Origin of the sequence: Micromonospora sp. WMMD998, from assembly GCF_029581235.1 — a bacterium.
Classification (GTDB): Bacteria; Actinomycetota; Actinomycetes; order Mycobacteriales; family Micromonosporaceae; genus Micromonospora.
On sequence record NZ_CP120740.1, the window covers coordinates 667,368 to 684,134 of the forward strand.

General features: G+C 73.2%; 17 protein-coding genes. 5 read left to right on the top strand and 12 right to left on the bottom strand.

What is annotated here, in order from left to right; genetic code table 11:
* Positions 1-52 precede the first annotated feature (52 nt).
* The 4 genes from O7619_RS03070 to O7619_RS03085 form a co-directional block, all read right to left on the bottom strand.
* On the bottom strand, positions 53-1,501 hold the full coding sequence (locus O7619_RS03070) for a HAMP domain-containing sensor histidine kinase (RefSeq protein ID WP_282285543.1): 1,449 nt from the start codon (positions 1,499-1,501) through the stop codon (positions 53-55).
* On the bottom strand, positions 1,494-2,180 hold the full coding sequence (locus O7619_RS03075) for a response regulator transcription factor (protein ID WP_282285544.1): 687 nt from the start codon (positions 2,178-2,180) through the stop codon (positions 1,494-1,496). The genes O7619_RS03070 and O7619_RS03075 overlap by 8 nt, the downstream gene beginning before the upstream one ends.
* Before the next feature lie 69 nt (positions 2,181-2,249).
* Positions 2,250-2,762, bottom strand: coding sequence for a hypothetical protein (locus O7619_RS03080; RefSeq protein ID WP_282285545.1), 513 nt, complete (start codon positions 2,760-2,762; stop codon positions 2,250-2,252).
* A gap of 90 nt (positions 2,763-2,852) precedes the next feature.
* Positions 2,853-4,025, bottom strand: a complete 1,173-nt coding sequence (locus O7619_RS03085; protein ID WP_282285546.1) for an acetyl-CoA C-acyltransferase — start codon at positions 4,023-4,025, stop codon at positions 2,853-2,855.
* A 98-nt stretch (positions 4,026-4,123) separates the two neighbouring features.
* Here O7619_RS03085 and O7619_RS03090 point away from each other — a divergent pair, with 98 nt between their 5' ends.
* Positions 4,124-4,558 carry a PH domain-containing protein gene (locus O7619_RS03090; protein ID WP_282285547.1) on the top strand — a complete coding sequence of 145 codons (435 nt, stop codon included), beginning with the start codon at positions 4,124-4,126 and terminating at the stop codon, positions 4,556-4,558.
* A 386-nt stretch (positions 4,559-4,944) separates the two neighbouring features.
* Here the strand turns inward: O7619_RS03090 and O7619_RS03095 are convergent, their stop codons facing one another.
* On the bottom strand, positions 4,945-5,886 hold the full coding sequence (locus tag O7619_RS03095) for a rhomboid family intramembrane serine protease (RefSeq protein WP_282285548.1): 942 nt from the start codon (positions 5,884-5,886) through the stop codon (positions 4,945-4,947).
* A 25-nt stretch (positions 5,887-5,911) separates the two neighbouring features.
* The gene (locus tag O7619_RS03100) at positions 5,912-6,442 is read right to left on the bottom strand and encodes a peptidylprolyl isomerase (protein WP_281585929.1); all 531 of its coding nucleotides are present in this window, start codon (positions 6,440-6,442) and stop codon (positions 5,912-5,914) included.
* Between the two features lie 59 nt (positions 6,443-6,501).
* On the opposite strand from O7619_RS03100, the gene O7619_RS03105 reads away from it, so the two are divergent.
* Complete coding sequence (locus O7619_RS03105; RefSeq protein ID WP_282285550.1) at positions 6,502-7,347, top strand: hypothetical protein; 846 nt, start codon at positions 6,502-6,504, stop codon at positions 7,345-7,347.
* 90 nt (positions 7,348-7,437) lie between these two features.
* On the opposite strand, the gene corA is transcribed toward O7619_RS03105, so the two are convergent.
* A complete protein-coding gene (gene corA / locus O7619_RS03110) occupies positions 7,438-8,586 on the bottom strand; it encodes a magnesium/cobalt transporter CorA (protein WP_282285551.1) in 1,149 nt (382 codons plus the stop codon).
* A 291-nt stretch (positions 8,587-8,877) separates the two neighbouring features.
* A complete protein-coding gene (locus O7619_RS03115; protein ID WP_282285553.1) occupies positions 8,878-9,972 on the bottom strand; it encodes a PLP-dependent aminotransferase family protein in 1,095 nt (364 codons plus the stop codon).
* 194 nt (positions 9,973-10,166) lie between these two features.
* Between O7619_RS03115 and O7619_RS03120 the strand changes: the two genes are divergently transcribed.
* The 3 genes from O7619_RS03120 to O7619_RS03130 all read left to right on the top strand — a co-directional run bounded on the left by O7619_RS03120 (position 10,167) and on the right by O7619_RS03130 (position 13,451).
* The gene (locus O7619_RS03120) at positions 10,167-11,045 is read left to right on the top strand and encodes a 3'(2'),5'-bisphosphate nucleotidase CysQ (RefSeq protein WP_282285556.1); all 879 of its coding nucleotides are present in this window, start codon (positions 10,167-10,169) and stop codon (positions 11,043-11,045) included.
* A gap of 104 nt (positions 11,046-11,149) precedes the next feature.
* On the top strand, positions 11,150-12,790 hold the full coding sequence (locus O7619_RS03125; RefSeq protein ID WP_282285558.1) for a hypothetical protein: 1,641 nt from the start codon (positions 11,150-11,152) through the stop codon (positions 12,788-12,790).
* 259 nt (positions 12,791-13,049) lie between these two features.
* Positions 13,050-13,451 carry a hypothetical protein gene (locus O7619_RS03130; protein ID WP_282285561.1) on the top strand — a complete coding sequence of 134 codons (402 nt, stop codon included), beginning with the start codon at positions 13,050-13,052 and terminating at the stop codon, positions 13,449-13,451.
* Between the two features lie 86 nt (positions 13,452-13,537).
* Here O7619_RS03130 and O7619_RS03135 read toward each other — a convergent pair whose 3' ends face one another.
* From O7619_RS03135 to O7619_RS03150, 4 genes are read right to left on the bottom strand one after another with little or no spacing between them, the layout of a single operon-like run.
* Entirely contained in the window at positions 13,538-14,452 is a 915-nt protein-coding gene (locus O7619_RS03135; RefSeq protein WP_282285562.1) for a glycosyltransferase family 2 protein, read from the bottom strand.
* Positions 14,449-15,450: a sulfotransferase gene (locus tag O7619_RS03140; RefSeq protein WP_282285563.1), complete on the bottom strand. Its 1,002-nt coding sequence runs from the start codon at positions 15,448-15,450 to the stop codon at positions 14,449-14,451. The genes O7619_RS03135 and O7619_RS03140 overlap by 4 nt, the downstream gene beginning before the upstream one ends.
* The gene (locus O7619_RS03145) at positions 15,447-16,025 is read right to left on the bottom strand and encodes a glycosyltransferase (protein WP_282285564.1); all 579 of its coding nucleotides are present in this window, start codon (positions 16,023-16,025) and stop codon (positions 15,447-15,449) included. Before O7619_RS03145 ends, O7619_RS03140 begins: the two co-directional genes overlap by 4 nt.
* Complete coding sequence (locus O7619_RS03150; RefSeq protein WP_282285565.1) at positions 16,025-16,522, bottom strand: UDP-N-acetylglucosamine--LPS N-acetylglucosamine transferase; 498 nt, start codon at positions 16,520-16,522, stop codon at positions 16,025-16,027. The genes O7619_RS03145 and O7619_RS03150 overlap by 1 nt, the downstream gene beginning before the upstream one ends.
* Between the last annotated feature and the right edge of the window lie 245 nt (positions 16,523-16,767).

The following is a 16,767-nucleotide window of genomic DNA, read 5'->3' on the forward strand; positions in this document are numbered from 1 at the left end:
GTTCCTCTCGTCGGTGGTGACGTCAGCATCCCCCGGCGACGCGCGCGCAGCGTCAGGCCGATGTTCGGGCCAGGTAAGGATCCGCGGGCAGCCGGACGGCGAAGGCCGCGCCGCCCTCCGGAGCGTGCCCGGCGGCGATGTCGCCGCCCAACCGGCGCACCAGCCCGGCGGCGAGCGCCAGCCCGAGCCCGCTGCCCACCTTGCGCACCCCCCGGTACCGCTGGTGCAGCGCGCCGCGTTCGAACGCCACCGCCAGGTCGTCGTCGGTGAAACCGGGCCCGCCGTCGCGGACCTCCAGGACCCCGCCGGCCGCCGGGCCCGCGCCCGCCGGCCGGACCGCGAGCACCACGGGCGCCCCCGGGGGTACGACGCGCAGCGCGTTCTCCAACAGCCCGTCCACCACCTGCCGGATCCGTCCCGGATCGGTGTACGCCGGCACCGGCGCGCCCGGCGTCTCCACCCGGAACGGCACCCCGACCGCCGCGCACCTGTCGAACCAGGTGCGCTCGGCGTCGGCGACGACCCGGGTCAGGTCCACCGGACCCGGTTCGAGCGGGAAGTCCGCGGCCTCCAGCCGGGCCAGCGCGAGCAGGTCGCTCACCAACCGGTCCAGATGCTCGGCCTCGGCGAGCACGGTCCGGCCGGTCGCCGGCACCGCGTCCGCGCCGATGACGCCGTCGGCGAGCGCCTCGGCGTAGCCGCGGATCGCGGTGAGCGGGGTCCGCAACTCGTGCGAGACGGAGAGCAGGAACTCCCGCTGCCGGCCCTCGCTCGTGGCGAGCGCGGCGGCCAGCCCGTTGAGCGCGTACGCCAGATCGGCCACCTCGTCGGGCGGCTCGACCGGCACCCGGACCGCCCGGTCACCGGCGCGCAGCCGTCCGGCGGCGTCGGCCGCGACCCGGATCGGCCGGGCCAGCCGGCGGGCGAGCAGCAGCCCGGCGGCGGCCCCGGCGGCGAGGCCGGCCAGCAGCGGCAGCCACAGCCCGCGCAGCACCTGCCGCCAGGGTCCGGCGGTGACCGCCCGGGTGAGCACCACCCCGTCGCCGCCGGGCAGCGCCCGCGCCTCGACCAGCCGGCGTTCCCCGTCGACCAGCCGCCGGCCGGAGACGTTGCCGCCGGCGGCCACCCGGGCGACGAGCGGCGCGGGCAGCCCACTCCGGTCGACCTGGCCGCCCCGGAGCACGTACACCTCGATCTGCTGCTGGCGGAGCTGCCGGATGAGCCGGTCCCCGGCGCCGTCGCGCTGGCGCACCGTGCGGACCCGCAGCACGTCGGCGGCGAGCCGGGCCTGCGCGGCGAGCGCGGCCTGATCCCGGCGCTCCACGCCGCGCACCGCCAGCGGGACCGCGACAAGCGCGGTGACGAGCACCGACACCAGCGCGACCGCGCAGGTGACGAGCACCGCGCGGGCGGTCAGGGTGTGGCCGTACCAGCGGCGGGCCGGCGGCGCGGCGGGGCCGGGCCGGACGATCGGCAACGCCACCGTGTGCTGCTCACGCATCTGCCGCGTACCCGACGCCACGGTGGGTGCGGATCACGCTGACCGGGCCGAGCTTCGCCCGGACCTGCGCCACGTGCACGTCCACGGTCCGGGTGCCGCCGTGCGCCACGTAACCCCAGACGGCGGCCAGCAGCTCCTCCCGGGTGAAGACCCGGCCGGGACGGGCCATCAGGTGGGCCAGCAGGTCGAACTCGGTGGAGGTGAGCTGCACCGGAACCCCGCCGGCGGTCACCGCCCGGCGGGCCGGGTCGAGCGTCACCGCGCCGAGCACCCGCGGCTGCTCGGGCGGCGTGCCGGCGGTGCGGCGCAGCACGGCCCGCACCCGGGCGACCAGCTCACGCGGGCTGAACGGCTTGGTGACGTAGTCGTCCGCGCCCAGCTCCAGGCCGACCACGCGGTCCACCTCGTCGTCGCGCGCGGTGAGGAAGATGACGGGCGTCCAGTCACCGGCCGCGCGCAGCCGCCGGCAGATCTCGGTGCCGGCCAGGCCGGGCAGCGCGATGTCGAGCACGCAGGCCACCGGGCGCAGCCGCCGCGCGGCGGCCAGCCCGGCCGTGCCGTCCCGTTCCAGGTGTACGCCGAAGCCGTCCCGGGTCAGGTAGAGCCGGACCAGGTCGGCGATGGCGGGTTCGTCCTCGACCACGAGGACGAGCCCGCGCTGCGCGTCGGCGGCGGTCACCGGCCCATGATGACCGACCGGCCGCCCACCGGACCGTCAGGGACATGTTCGGGTTCGGTAAGGAGAATGTCAGCGGGCCGGCGCCGGGCGGAACACGGCGGGCCGGTTGCCGGCCGGCGCGTCACCGATGGTGGCGACAAGTCGTTCCGCCGGCGTCCGCAGCCGGGTCCGGAAGGCGTGGTGGAGCAGCGCGTCGAGCTGCCACACCCCCCTGGGGTGGTGGGTGTGGATGAGAAACCGCTCGCGTACCCCGTCGATGGCGGTGGCCGCCAACTCCAGCCGGTGCGCCCGCGGGTCCGGGCTCCACGTGACGTTGCTGAGTTCCCGCAGCTCGGTGTTGAGGTGCAGGCGCAGCCGGTGCAACACCCGGGTCTGCCGGGTCACCACCAGCCGGCGGTGGGTGAGGAGCATCAGGTATTCGCCGCCGGCCGGATGCTCCGGTCGGCGGCACCGGGTGACCAGGATGGTGGCGTCGCCGGAGCCGACGCACCGGCGGAACACCGGCATGTGGCGGGTGGCGGTCTGGAGCGCCAGGCCGGTCTCGGCGGCGGCCGGAAGGAACGTACGCGAGAACACGTCCATACCCGGTCCAACGAGCGGTTGACCTGGGGTGATATGGGTCACGCCCGACTTCTGGAACTTCCACCCGGGCCGCGGGTGTCGGCTCCTCGCTCAGAGCAACTCGACGATCGTGGCGTTGGCCATGCCGCCACCCTCGCACATGGTCTGCAGGCCGTAACGGATGCCGTTGTCCCGCATGTGCTGGAGCATCGTCGTCATGATCCGTGCGCCGGACCCACCGAGCGGATGGCCGAGCGCGATCGCCCCGCCACGCGGGTTGAGCCGCTCCGGGTCCGCCTCGGTCTCCGCGAGCCAGGCCAGCGGCACCGGGGCGAACGCCTCGTTCACCTCGTACACCCCGATCTCCTCGATGCCCAGCCCCGCGCGGCGCAGCGCCTTCGCGGTGGCCGGAATCGGGGCGGTGAGCATGGTGACCGGATCGTCGGCGGCGACCACGGCGGTGTGCACCCGGGCCAGCGGGCGCAGGCCGTGCCGGCTGGCCCACTCGGCGGTGGTCACCGCGAGCGCGGCGGCGCCGTCGGAGATCTGCGACGCCGACCCGGCGGTCACCACCCCGTCGGCGCGGAACGGGGTGGCCAGCTCGCCGAGCTTGGCCAGCGACGTGTCCCGGCGGATGCCCTCGTCGGCGGCGAACTTGCCGCCGTCGGCGAGCGGCACCGGGGCCAGCTCGGGGTCGAACGCGCCGGCATCCTGCGCGGCTGCCGCCTTCTCGTGGCTGGCCAGCGCGAACTCGTCGAGCTGGGTGCGGGAGAAGCGCCACCGCTGCGCGATCAGCTCGGCCCCGACGCCCTGGTTGAACGGCAACGCGGAGTCCTCGGCGACGCCCTCCACCCCGCGGTAGCGGTCCAGGATCGCGGCGCTGAACGGCATCCCGCCGGCCACGCTGGACCCCATCGGCACCCGGGTCATCGACTCGACGCCGCCGGCCACGACCAGGTCGGCCTGCCCGGAGAGAACGGTCGCCGCGGCGAAGTGCAGCGCCTGCTGACTCGACCCGCACTGCCTGTCGACGGTGGTGCCGGGGACCGACTCCGGCCAACCGGCGGCGAGCACCGCGTTGCGGGCCACGTTCCACGACTGCTCCCCGACCTGCGACACGCAGCCCCACACCACGTCGTCCACCTGGCCGGGATCGATGCCGGTGCGCTCGGCAAGCGCGCGCAGCACGTGTGCCGACAGGTCGACCGGGTGCACGCCGACGAGGCTCCCCTTGCGCCGCCCGACCGGGGTACGAACCGCGCCGACGATGACCGCGTCACTCATGTCTACTCCTGGGTAACCTCGCTTGCTCCGATCCTACGTGCTGGCCGACCGGTCGTCCTCCCCCGCGCTCCCGCGGTCACGGCTGGCATGCTGGGCGGATGGATCCACAGCCGTCACCGGCCCGGCAGTGGCGGGTGCCGCGGGCGCTTCCGCTGGTCAAGGCGCTCGGCGCGCTCGCCCTGGCCGCGCTGGGCCTGCTCCTGGCCGCCGGGGACCCGGTCCGGCCGGCGCTGGCCGGGGCGGTCGCCGTCGGCCTGCTCGCCTGGGCGCTGCGCGACATCGTCGCGCCGGTCCGGCTGGCCGTCGACCCGGACGGGCTCACCGTGATCCGCGGATATGCCGGCCGTCGCCGGTTGCCGTGGGCCGCCGTGGAGTCGATCCGGCTGGACCGGCGCAGCCGTCGCGGGTTGACCGCCGAGACGCTGGAGATCGACGCGGGCGAGTCGCTGTACCTGTTCGGCCGCCGCGACCTGGACGCGCCACTGGACGAGGTGGCCGCCGAACTCACCGCCGCCCGCCCCGCCGCGCACTGACTCCCCGCCCCGCTGGGCCCCGTCCCGTCGTGCCGCCCCCGGTGGCTCGGGTGGCCGGGGTGGCCCAGGTGGCCGGACACCAGTTCGGTGAAGTGGCGGTATCAGACCACCGTCGATGCCACCACTTCATCGAACTGGTGTCGATCATCGGCCTACGATCGCCGCTCACCCCTTCTGCGCCCGAGAATCGCCGGAGAGCCGACCATCTTGCACCTATTTATCCGCAAGAAACGAGGCAACTCGAAGGAGAGGGCCACCTGCCTGCAAGGTCTCGGACGGCAAAACCGATCTTGGACTTGTGGCACCTCCGATAACGGTCCCAAACCGACATCCCATGGCACCACAAGTCCAAGATCGACGAAACGACCGACCAAACCGGGGCGGGATCAGCCGGTGAGCGCGGCCGTGCGGACCAGGGCCATGCCGATCAGAGCGACGAGCACGATCGCGCCACCCGCCACCTGGAACGCGGTCCGCCGGGACCGTGGGGCGTACGCCAGCACCAGCGCCACCACCGCGCCGACCACCAGGCCGCCGAGGTGCCCGGCCACCGAGATGCTCGGCACGGTGAACGTGAAGATCAGGTTGATCACCAGGATCGGCACGATCGCCGAGGTGTCCCGACCCATCCGGCGCATGATCACGAAGATCGCGGCGAACAGGCCGAAGATGGCGGTCGACGCGCCGGCGGTGAACCGGTTCGGCTCGGTGAAGACGTAGGCCGCCACGTTGCCGCCGAGCCCGGCGAGCAGATAGAGCGCCAGGAAGCGCAGCGGCCCGAGCACCGCCTCAAGCGTCCGGCCGAGCACCCAGAGCGCCCACATGTTCAACAGCAGGTGCAGCACGCCGTAGTGCAGGAACATGGCGGTGACCAGTCGATACCACTGGCCGTCGGCCACGCCGCCGACACTGTCGTCGGGGAAGCGCGCCAGGCCGAGCACCGCGCCCCACTCGGTCAACGGCGTCCCGCCGCCCATCAGGCCGCCGAGGCCGCCGCCGGCGATCGCGTTCCCGCTCCGAGCGGAGATGACGGAGAGCACCATCACCAGCACGTTCAGCCCGATGAGGGCCTTGGTGACATAGCCCTCGCGGCCGGCGGCACCGCCACCGAAGGCGGTACGCGCCGGCCGCACGCTGCGGCGTCCCTCGGCGACGCACTCCGGGCACTGGTGTCCGACGGAGGCGTCGCGCATGCACTCGGGGCAGATCGGCCGATCGCAGCGGGTGCACCGGAGGTAGGTCTCCCGGTCGGGGTGCCGGTAGCAGACCGGGGTGGTCGGCACCGGCCCCTCGGTGGCGTCGCCTGCCGGCCCGGAGCGCTCAGTCATGCGAGCAAAGGTACCCGCGCGACGCTCAGGACTGCTGCCGCTCGATCTCGACCCGCTCGATCACCACGTCCTGGAGCGGCCGGTCGCTCGGCCCGGTCGGGGTGTTCGCGATCGAGTCGACGACCTTCACCGACTGCTCGTCGGCCACCTGACCGAAGATGGTGTGCCGGTTGTTCAGGTGTGGCGTCGGCGACACCGTGATGAAGAACTGCGAGCCGTTCGTGCCCGGCCCGGCGTTCGCCATGGCCAGCAGGTACGGCCGGTCGAAGCGCAGCTCGGGGTGGAACTCGTCGGCGAACTTGTAGCCCGGGCCGCCGCGACCGGTGCCGGTCGGGTCACCCATCTGGACCATGAATCCGCTGATCACGCGGTGCGAGATGGTGCCGTCGAAGTATGGCCCGCTACCGGGCTGGCCGGTACGGGGGTCGATGTATTCGCGGTTGCCCTCGGCCAGTTCCACGAAGTTGCGGACGGTCTTCGGCGCGTGGTTCGGGAAGAGCTCCAGCCGGATCGGGCCGGCGTTGGTGTGCAGGGTGGCGTAGACAGCCTCGGCCACGGGTACTCCTCACTCGTTGGTCAGTTCCTTGCGGATCCTCCCATGTGCCCGATCTGGCCATGCGGAGGCATCCGAAGGTGGAGGATGACGAAGGACAACTCCCAGGAGGTGGGACCGTGTTTCGAATCGGGCGGCGCAAGACCCAGGGCCAGCTCGCCAGGACCGAGTTGAACCAGGGCATCGATCACCTGAGGCAGGCCGCCTCGTACGCGGCGAAGGGTGCCGGTGCCACGGTCGGCCCGCGGGTCCAGGCAGCCCGGGTCGCCGTCGCGCCCACCGCGGTCATGGTCCGGGACCGGGCGTCCAGCGGCGTCGCGTCGAGCGCCGCCGCGCTCGCCCCGGTGCTCCTGGCCGTGCGCCAGGCGCGGGCGGAGGCCGCGGGCAAGGCGCTCTCCGGTCGCAGGGTGGCGGCGGCGAAGCAGGCCGCGATGACGAAGAAGGCGAAGAACATGAAGCCCGGAAAGAAGAAGCAGCGCAGGTCGCGGGGCATGACCGCCGGCCTGCTGATCGCCGGCACCGTCGCCGGCCTGGCCGGCGCGATGGCCGTGCGTCGCCGCCGCGAGCAGCAGGAGTGGGCCGAGTACGACCCGACCGGCACGCTCGGCGCGACCGGTCAGGGCACGCTGGAGCCGATGCGGGAGGACGTGGACACGATCGTGGTGGAGACGCCGGAGCCGACCGCGAAGGTGACCCAGGCCGGCCCGACCGGCGTCGGCAGTTCGGCCGTGGCCGACGGCAGCAGCGCGTCGACCACCCCGCCGGCCGGTGACCCGGTGATCCACCCGAACAGCGAGGTTCCCTCGGTGGCCGAGGGTGCCCGGGACGTCACCGGCCGCCCGGCCGACGACGTCACGAAGGCCGCGCAGAACGGCCGGAGCGCCGCGAAGGCCAGCGGTCGCCGCTGAGCCGGCACCGGCCGGCCGTCGGAGCAGCGCCGGTCACGCGGGTACGCCCCGCGTGACCGGCGCTTCCGCGCCCCGCCGGTCGGCTCGCGGTCAGAGCCAGCCGTTGCGGCGGAACCAGCGGTAGAGCACGAACGACAGGACCAGGTTGACGGCCCAGATGCCCGGATAGCCGTACGTCCATTTCAGCTCGGGCATGTTGTCGAAGTTCATGCCGTAGATGCCGGCGATCGCCGTCCACACCGCGCCGATGGCGGCCCAGGCGGCGATCTTGCGCATGTCGTTGTTCTGGTCGACGGTGACCTGGGCCAGCCGGGCCTGGAGGATCGAGTTGAGCAGGTCGTCGTAGGAGTTCACCTGCTCGACCGAGCGGCTGAGGTGGTCCTGCACGTCCCGGAAGTAGCGCCGCACCTCGTGGGGCACCGTGCGGTTGGCCTGGGAGGTGAGGGTGAGCAGCGGTCGCTGCAACGGCACCACCGCCCGCTTGAACTCGACCAGTTCCCGCTTCATCTGGTAGATCCGCTGGATCCGGCCGCTGCTCTGCCGGTCGAAGACGTCCGCCTCCAGCACGTCGAGGTCGTCCTCCAGCCGGTCGGCGACCTCCAGGTAGAGGTCGACCACCCGGTCGGTGATCGCGTACGCGACGGCCCACGGCCCCTGCCGCAGCAGGTCCCGCTTCTCCTCCAGGTCGGCGCGGACCGGCGACAGCCGGCAGGCGTCCCCGTGCCGCACGCTGATCACGAAGTTCGGCCCGATGAAGAGCATCACCTGACCGGTCTCCACCACCTCGGAGTTCTCCGTCAGCTCGGTGTGCTCGCAGTAGCGGGCGGTGCGTACCGCCAGGAAGGCGGTCTCGCCGAAGTGTTCGAGCTTGGGGCGCTGCTCGGCCTTGACCGCGTCCTCCACGGCCAGCTCGTGCAGGCCGAACGTGGCGGCGATCTCGGTCATCTCGGTCAGGTCGGGCTCGTGCAGGCCGAGCCAGACGAACCCGTCCCGTTCCCGGCGGGCGGCGGCCAGGGCTTCGGCGTACTGCGGGTGGCCGGGGCGGCGCTCGCCGTCGACGTAGAGCCCGCAGTCGACGATCCCGCTGCGGCCGGGGCGGGCCGGCTGGGGCGTACGCGGGGAGCCGTCGGCGTTGAGGATGCGGGACATGGCGCGTACCGGCGCGGCCCAGGCGCGTGTCCTGGATGCCCGGTCGCCGGCCTGTCCGGCGCCACGGTCGCGTGCCACCCGGTCCGTCATCTCTCGCCTCCTCCCCACGAAGCTGCGGCTTGCAGGCTACGCCGGTCGGAGCGAGCGCCGGGCGGGCCGGCCGCGTCAGGGGGGTGAGGGGCGACGCGGCCCACCCGGCACCCCTTGGGGGCGGGAGTGATGCTGGGCACGCCGCCGGCCCGGCCGGACGGCTCGGCCACCCGGGGTGCGGGCCGAACACCGGAAAGGTGAGCGGCGCTCGCAGCATTGTGGGCCGCGGGCCGGCCGGGCGGGAGACCCGGGCCAGCCCACAGAGCAGTTCTGTCGGATTTCCGACAGAAATCAGCCGCGGACGGCCGCCATCGCCTCGGCGAGCCGCCGGACGCCCTCGTCGATCCGGTCCGCCGTCACCGCGGAGTACGCCAGCCGCAGCGCGTGCCGGCCACCGTCGACCATGAAGTCGCTGCCCTTCACCACCGCGACGCCCCGCTCGGCGGCGGCCGGGGCCAGCCGGTCCACCTCGACGTCCGCCGGCAGTTCGACCCAGAGGAAGTAGCCGCCGTCCGGCTCGACGAACCGGGCCTCGGGGATGTGCCGGCGCAGCGACTCGGCCAGCACTGCGGCGCGCTCGCCCAACGCCGTGCGGACCGTCTGGATCGACCGCTCGATCGCCCCGGACACGCAGAACTGGTGCACGATCGACTGCGCCACCATGCCGGGCGAGATGTAGAGGTTGGTGGCGCGCTTGGCGATCGCCGCGATCAGCTCCGCCGGGCCGACCAGGTAACCGACCCGGACCCCCGGGCAGACCGTCTTGGTGAAGCTGGAGGCGTGCACCACCACGCCCCGGCTGTCCATCGACAGCATCGAGGGCAGCGGCTCGCCCCGGAACCGGATGTCCGCGTACGGGTCGTCCTCGAAGATCGTGAACTCGTGTTCCGCAGCCAGGTCCAGCAGCTCACGGCGCTTCTCCAGGGAGAGCGTCACGCCGGCCGGGTTCTGGTAGTTCGGGATCACGTGGGCCAGCCGTGGCCGGACCCCGGACTCCAGCAGCTTGCGCAGCTCGGCGGTGTCCAGGCCGTCCGGCTGGATGGTCACGCCGTGCACCTCGCCGCCCATCTGCTGGAGGTTGAGCAGCGTGCGGTCGTACGTCGGGCGCTCGACGACCACCGCGTCGCCGCGCCGCACCAGGTGGTCGAAGAGGAACGCGTCGGCCTGCAACGAGCCGTTCGTGACGAGCACCTGGTCGGCCTCGACGCCGTGCTTCTCGGCGATCCACTTCCGCAGGGGCGGGTAGCCGACGGACGTGCCGTACGCCGTGACCCCGGCGGGATCGGCGTCGAAGGCGCGGACGGCGGCGGCCTTGAGCCCCTCGACATCGACGATGTCCAGCGAGGGAGCCCCACGGGCAAAGGAGATCAGCTGCTCGGCGGTCATGCGCAGAGCCTAGGGCCTGGCCCGGCGGCTCCGACCGCGATACACGCGAAGTTCAACATGCGGGCGGTCACCGGCGTCGACGAGGGTCGACGGGAAACCGAGGCCGACTCGCGGCTGTCTACGATCCGACCGGACGCTGGCGCGGGTGACACCGCCGCCGCAGGATGACGGGTCGGCAGACCCGCGAGACAGGGATGGGGCTCGTGACCGAGGACGAAACGGGACGACTCGACGACCAACGGTTCGCGCAGTGGCTGGCCGCCGAGGCCGGGGTGGCGCTCACCGCGCTGCGGGACCGGCAGGGCTTCGCCGACCCGAAGGCGCTCAAGGATGCCGGCGACCGCGCGTCGCACGAGTTGATGACCGCGGCGCTGGCCCGCTGGCGGCCGGCGGACGCGGTCCTCTCCGAGGAGGAGGCCGACGCGCGCCGGGCCTGGGCGGACGGGGAACGCGCGCCCCGGCACGAGGCGGACCGGGTCTGGATCATCGACCCGCTGGACGGCACCCGCGAGTTCTCCGAGGAAGGGCGGGACGACTGGGCGGTGCACGTGGCGCTCTGGCAGCGTTCCGCCGGGCCCGACGGCGTGCTCGTCGCCGGGGCGGTCGGCATGCCGGCCCGGACCACGGTGGACGGTACGCCGGTGGTCCTCGGCACCACCTGCCCGACGCCGAAGGCGACCGAGGGGCCGATCCGGATCGCGGTGAGCCGCAGCCGGCCGCCGGCGTTCGTGGGCGAGCTGGTGGAGATGCTCGGTGCCCGGGCCGTGCCGATGGGTTCGGCCGGGGTCAAGGTCTGCGCGGTGGTGACGGGCGAGGTTGACGCCTACGTCCACGCGGGCGGACAGTACGAGTGGGACAGTGCCGCCCCGGTGGCGGTGGCGCTGGGCGCGGGCATGCACGCTTCCCGGATCGACGGGTCGCCGCTGCGCTACAACCGCGCCGACCCGCGCCTGCCCGATCTGCTGGTCTGCCGCCCCGAGTTGGCCGACCGACTGCTCGACGCGATCGCCCGGACCGGGGTCGAGATGCCCGCTTCGGCCGTCACCGGTGACCGGGGTGAGGCGTTCGGCTGAGAGTGACGGTACGTACGGCCGGGGTGAATGCGGGTTATCGTCGGATGGCAATGCGCGTCCGACCTGAGCCCGACCACCCGGGCCGCCGACAGCCAGGGAGGGCCATGCCGGCCGACCGAGACCCGCACACTGCCTTCGGGCAGCCTACCGGCCTGTGGCCGGGGCAGGACATTTCGCGCCAGTCGGGCAGCCCCACGCTGCCCTGGCCCGACGCCGAGGCTTCGCCAGCGGCCCGGGCCGATTTCCGCGGTGACCTGCCCTGGCCTGATCGGGAGCTGCCCGGCCACAACCATCCGGAGCACCCCTGGTCGGGCCCCGACCAGGGGTGGCCGGGGCCCGACCGGGCCGGTGCCGACTGGGCGCCGGACGGCCCCGGGTCCGCAGCCGGCTGGGGCCCGCCGGCCGGGCCGGCACCCCACGACGGCGCCGGCTGGACCGGACCGGCCGACACCACCGGCTGGACCGGACCGACCGACAGCACCGGCTGGACCGGACCGACCGACGGCACCGGCTGGACCGGTTCGGCCGACGGCGCCGCCTGGGGCCAGGGAGCGACGGCGACCGCCACGCTGACCGGGCCGCCGCTCGTGGACGCCCCGGCCGAGCCGCGGCCGGCCGGCGGCGGCCCCGGCCGTCCGCCGCACCCGCCGGTCGCCCCGGGCCCGCCGCCCGGTGGTTCCCGGCCGCGCTGGCGCATGATGGTCGCGGCGGCCGTGACACTGGCCGTGGCGAGCGGCGGGGTCGCGGTGGCCGCGCTGCGGCCCGACGCGACGAACCCGCAGGCCGGCGAGGTGCCGGCCGCTGGCAGGCCGAAACCGTCGGCCGGCCTGGGCGCCCCGGCCAAGCCCGGGTCCGCGCCCCCGAGCGCCGCACAGGGCCTCGGCGGCAAGCCCGACGCGAAGGCGTCGGCGTCCGCCGTCCCGGGCGCCGGCAGAGGCTTCAGCGGTACGCGGCTGACGCTGCCCGGCGCGTCGATCGGCGTGCAGAACGGGGAGAGCTTCGGGCAGGCGCTGAGCCGTTCCGACCGGACCTTCGGCAAGCTCCAGATGGCCCGGATCTTCTTCCCCGGCCTGCCGCCGGCCTGGTCGGGCAGTCGCGCCGACGTGGTGGACCGCACCGTGGTGGTGTCGTTCAAGGCCGCACCCCAGGAGATCAACTCCGGCAAGCACGACTCCCGCCTGGCCTCCTGGTTCGCCTCGATCCCGCGCGACCACAACGTGTACTGGTCCTACTTCCACGAGCCGGAGGACGACGTCGAGCGCGGCTCGTTCACGCCGGACGCGTACCGGACCGCGTGGAAGCGGGTCGCCGGTCTCGCCGCCCGGGCGAACAACCCGAAGCTGATCAACACGCTGATCCTGATGTGTTGGACGCTCGACCCGAAGTCCAAGCGCAGCTTCGACTCGTACTACCCCGGTGGCGACGTGATCGAGACGCTCGGCTGGGACTGCTACAACTGGGGCAAGAAGTGGAATCGGTACGCCTCGCCGCAGGAGATCTACGGCGCGATGATCAGTAAGTCCAAGGCGCTGGGCAAGCCGTGGGGTGTCGCGGAGACCGGCAGCGACCTGGTGCCCGGTGACTCGGGCGCCGGGCGGGCCACCTGGATCCGCTCCATGACCGGCTATCTCAACGGCCAGCGGCCGGAGTTCGTGGCGTACTACAACCAGACCGTCAGTCAGGGTGACTTCCGGCTGCTCGACCAACCGAGCATCCAGGCGTGGAAGGCGTTCTGCGTGGCCTGAGCGGGTGTACTGACATCCGGACGTGATCTCCGCCGACCTGCTCGGCGGAGATCACGTCCGTGTCGGGGAGAGGACCAGACTGCCCGACATCCGACTGAACTCGTGACAACGAAATTGTGCTCCCGAAGAAATCGGAGGTCAACGCTTGATCGATTTCGAAGATCATATAGCGGGGCCGTCCGAATAAAAATAGCGGCGTAGATTCCCCGGCATAAAGGCCTTACCGCCCGGTGAGGCAATGCGCAGAGAGGAACGGGGAATGCGCACACTTTCCAGAAGGACCGGGCACCTGACGGTGGCCGTCGCGACCCTGCTCGTGCTGATGTTGGGCCTCAGTGGACCGGCCCACGCCGAAACGGCGAAAGGCAACGGCTCGCCCACCACGGCGTCGGCATGCAGCTATGGCCACCACAATTACTCCGACGAGTCGGGCTACGTCACCGCGTCCAGTCTGGCCCGCCGATCCGGGCCCTACACGAGCTGCGACGCCTACGACTACGTCAGCCGAAACACCATGATCTACTACCACTGCTGGACGTACGGAAGCACGGTCAACGGGATCACGACGTGGACGTACGGCCGGGTTGCCGGGACTAGCCGGGAAGGCTGGTTCAGCGACGCCTACCTGAGCGGTGGGGGAGCCCACGGGTCAATATGCTGATCGGCCCGTACGGCGTACAACGGATCCAGCAGGAGTGAGCACCGCCGGGGCTCCCCGGGGCGACTGCCCCCGGGAGCCCCGCCCAGTCAGATGCCTCGGCCGCGCTTGTGCAGCGTGCGCAGCACCCGGTCGGCCTGCACCGCCCGACTCGCCACGGCCAGCGCCAGGTACGCGCGTGGCTCCTTCGGATTGCGCGCCAGCGTGCGCCGGGCCCAGCGGACCGCGTCCCGCCGGTTGCCCATGGCCGCCTGCGCGAAGGCGATCTGGCCGGCCACCCGCGCCTCGCCGTGCGGGACGGTGGCGAACTCGGGATAGCGGCGCAGCAGCCACTGCAACGCCGTCGAGATCGTCTCCCAACGCTGCGCGAAGTAGGACCGCTTGTGCCAGCGGACCAGCACGTACGGACTCTCCACGTTGACCAGCGGGGCGTATCGGGCGGCCCGGAGCAGGAACTCGTAGTCCTCCGCGTAGCTGCCCGGGATCTGCTCGTCGACCAGGCCGATCGCGTCGACGAGCGCGGCCCGGCGGATCAGGAAGGTGGACGGGTGCAGCTCGGTGAGCCGGTCCCGCAGCAGCGCCTCGAGCGTGATCCGGGCCCGGTCCAGCGAGCGGTCCACCGTGCGGTCGTCGTAGCTGACCCGGATGCCACAGCTCACCAGCGCGCCGTCGGGGTGGGCGTCGAGCGCGCCGAACTGGGCGGCCAGCTTGCCCGGCAGCCACTCGTCGTCGTCGTCGCAGAACGCCACCCAGTCGCCGGTGGCCGCCTCGATGCCGGTGTTGCGCGCCCCGGCCAGGCCGGCGCTGTGGGTGTTGGTGATGACCCGGATCCGCCGGTCGCCCCGATCCGTCTCCAACGACCGGTCCGGCTCGGACTGGTCGTAGACCACGATCGCCTCGATCAGGCCGGGATGCGCCTGGCTGAGGATGGCGTCAAGCGCCGCGCGCAGCAGCTCCGGACGGTCCCGCGTCGGTACGACCACCGAGATGCTCGGCCCACTCATGATCTCTCCACGGAATCGTCGGAACCCCGCTGGCCCAGGTAGCCGTAGCGGACTCGGAGGGGCAACGTGGCCAGGCTGACCACGGCCCGGCTGCGGCGCGGCAGGCGGTCCCGCCACGCCTCGTCCCGCCGTACCGTCAGCGGACCGCCGCTGAACCGCAGCGGGTTGCCCGCGACGCTGTGCGCCCGGAACGGCGCGGCCGGCTCGGTGGCGGTGTCCGCCGCCGGGCCGCCGGCCAGGATGCGCAGCGCCGCCGGGTCGTCCGGCAGGTCGGTGAACTCACGCAGCCGGCGTACGGTGCCGGCCGGGTCGGCGGTGAAGTCCTCGTAGCGCAGCCGCAGCACCTTCGCCCGCGCGGCGAGCAGGTGGAACGCGGCGTTCTGCGCGGTCCACAGCTTGCTCACCTCGAACGGGGAGAAGGTCGGCATGAAGTCCTCGCCGTCCACCACCTCGGGCCGGCGCACCTGCTTGCCCCAGGAGTATGCGACCGCCCGGCTGTCCCGGACCAGGTGCAGCACCCGCAGGTCGAGCCCGTCGGCCCAGCTCAGCGCGAACGCGAGCGAGGCGTGCTTGCTGGAGTCGACCACCACCCGCGCCCCGGTCACCGCGAGCGCGGCGCGGTAGATCCGGGTGTAGAGGTCGCCGTAGCGTCGGACGTCGGCGAGCTGCTCCGGGGCGAGCGTGTTCTTCGCCAGCCGGGGGATGTGCCGGGTCCGGTCGACCCGGTCCTTGAGTGCCAGCACGTCGTCCCGGTCGACCGCGGACCAGCCGCCGAAGGCCTGCTCGCCGACCTCGTGCCAGAACGGGCAGGCGGTGAACCGCTCGCCGCAGCCGCACCGCTCGTCGGCGCCGAGCGCCCGTTCCCAGAGGTGCACCACCTCACCGACCGCGCACACGTCGGGGCTCTGTGCGAGCAGCAGCTCCAGCAGGGTGGACCCGCTGCGGCCGAGACCGCCGACGAACAGGACGCGCGGCTGTGCCGGTGCGGGGGCGCTCATCCGCGCCGCCCGCCGGCCCGCTGGCGGACCCGGCGGGCCACCAGGTCGTCGATCACGGCGCCGACCCGGGCGACCGCCTCGGCCCGCGGGTCGGGGCGTCCCGGGTCGGCGGCCAGGGCGAACCGGCCCGGATCGGCCAGCCCTTCGTCGAGGGCGGCGCGCAGCTCGGCCTCCGACTCGCAGAGCCGGACCATGCCGGCCGCGCCCAGCCGCCGGGAGAACAGTTGCTGGTGGTTGTCGACGTGCTCGTCGTGCGCCGGGTCGCGGGGCACGACGATGGGCAGGTGGCCGGTGCGCCGGGCCTCGGTGATGGTGGCCGGGCCGCCGTGGCTGACCACGAGCGTGGACTCGGCCATCGCGCGTTGCAGCTCCTCGTGGCCGAGGAACGGGGTCGCCTCGGGCAGGGCCGGCGTGCGGCTGTGCCCGTACTGGAGGACCAGCCGGACCTCGGGCCGGGCGGCGTGCCAGCGCTCCAGCCAGCCCACCAGGCGGTCGAAGCGGTGCACGTCGGTGCCGACCACGACCAGCACGTAGGGCGCGGACCGTCGGTCCCGCTGCTGCGGAATGTGCCCCATCAGAGGAGGTTCCCCACGACGGTCGCCTCCGGGTACATCCGGCGCTGCTCCTCCCACTGCACGAGCATCGCGCTGAGGAAGGGCCGGCAGAGCCGGGCGGTGAGCGTCGCGCTGTCGATCCGGTCGTACACCTCGATGTAGACCGTCGGGATCCGGCGCAGCCGGGCCGCCACCACGAACGGGAGGGCGACTCCGGCCCCGGTGGTGACCACGGCGTCCACCCGGCGGCGGCGGATCACCTGTAGCGCGAGGAAGGCGTTGCGGACCAGGTTCTTGACGTTGCGGGTGGTGGGGTGGTGCGCCCAGACCACCTCCTCGCCGTCGAGCAACGACCGGGCGTCCGGCGTGTCGAACGTGACCCACGCCCGGCGCCGCTCCCGGTACCAGGGCTCCAGGGCCAGGAGCTGGGCCAGATGCCCGCCACTGGATCCGACCAGCAGGACCTGCCCCGAGCCTTCGGTTGACCCGCTCACCACAACGTTTCCTCCCGTACGCATGCGACCGCGTCCGGATTTACGTGAATGCCCCTCGGACGCGCCATGACAACCTACTGGCGTGCCCATGGACAACTGAAGGGCCTGTTGGACGGATCCCGGCCACCGGTCGGGTCGCCCCGGGAATCCCGTCGCCGGGATCCGGTCGGCGGTGCGACTCGGCAGGTCAGCGCCCATGACGCCGCCGGGCCGGGCCGGGCCGACCGCGCCGCGACGGATGTGTCAGGATTCCGTCACCGCTCCGTACG

Excerpts from the sequence above, each read along its gene's own strand:
- corA (WP_282285551.1), bottom strand. The coding sequence starts at position 8,586 with ATGACGGACCGGGTGGCACGCGACCGTGGCGCCGGACAGGCCGGCGAC.
- O7619_RS03095 (WP_282285548.1), bottom strand. The coding sequence starts at position 5,886 with ATGACTGAGCGCTCCGGGCCGGCAGGCGACGCCACCGAGGGGCCGGTG.
- O7619_RS03105 (WP_282285550.1), top strand. The coding sequence starts at position 6,502 with ATGCGGAGGCATCCGAAGGTGGAGGATGACGAAGGACAACTCCCAGGA.
- O7619_RS03085 (WP_282285546.1), bottom strand. The coding sequence starts at position 4,025 with ATGAGTGACGCGGTCATCGTCGGCGCGGTTCGTACCCCGGTCGGGCGG.
- O7619_RS03135 (WP_282285562.1), bottom strand. The coding sequence starts at position 14,452 with ATGAGTGGGCCGAGCATCTCGGTGGTCGTACCGACGCGGGACCGTCCG.
- O7619_RS03130 (WP_282285561.1), top strand. The coding sequence starts at position 13,050 with ATGCGCACACTTTCCAGAAGGACCGGGCACCTGACGGTGGCCGTCGCG.
- O7619_RS03140 (WP_282285563.1), bottom strand. The coding sequence starts at position 15,450 with ATGAGCGCCCCCGCACCGGCACAGCCGCGCGTCCTGTTCGTCGGCGGT.
- O7619_RS03145 (WP_282285564.1), bottom strand. The coding sequence starts at position 16,025 with ATGGGGCACATTCCGCAGCAGCGGGACCGACGGTCCGCGCCCTACGTG.
- O7619_RS03120 (WP_282285556.1), top strand. The coding sequence starts at position 10,167 with ATGGGGCTCGTGACCGAGGACGAAACGGGACGACTCGACGACCAACGG.
- O7619_RS03115 (WP_282285553.1), bottom strand. The coding sequence starts at position 9,972 with ATGACCGCCGAGCAGCTGATCTCCTTTGCCCGTGGGGCTCCCTCGCTG.
- O7619_RS03125 (WP_282285558.1), top strand. The coding sequence starts at position 11,150 with ATGCCGGCCGACCGAGACCCGCACACTGCCTTCGGGCAGCCTACCGGC.
- O7619_RS03150 (WP_282285565.1), bottom strand. The coding sequence starts at position 16,522 with ATGCGTACGGGAGGAAACGTTGTGGTGAGCGGGTCAACCGAAGGCTCG.
- O7619_RS03080 (WP_282285545.1), bottom strand. The coding sequence starts at position 2,762 with ATGGACGTGTTCTCGCGTACGTTCCTTCCGGCCGCCGCCGAGACCGGC.
- O7619_RS03090 (WP_282285547.1), top strand. The coding sequence starts at position 4,124 with ATGGATCCACAGCCGTCACCGGCCCGGCAGTGGCGGGTGCCGCGGGCG.
- O7619_RS03070 (WP_282285543.1), bottom strand. The coding sequence starts at position 1,501 with ATGCGTGAGCAGCACACGGTGGCGTTGCCGATCGTCCGGCCCGGCCCC.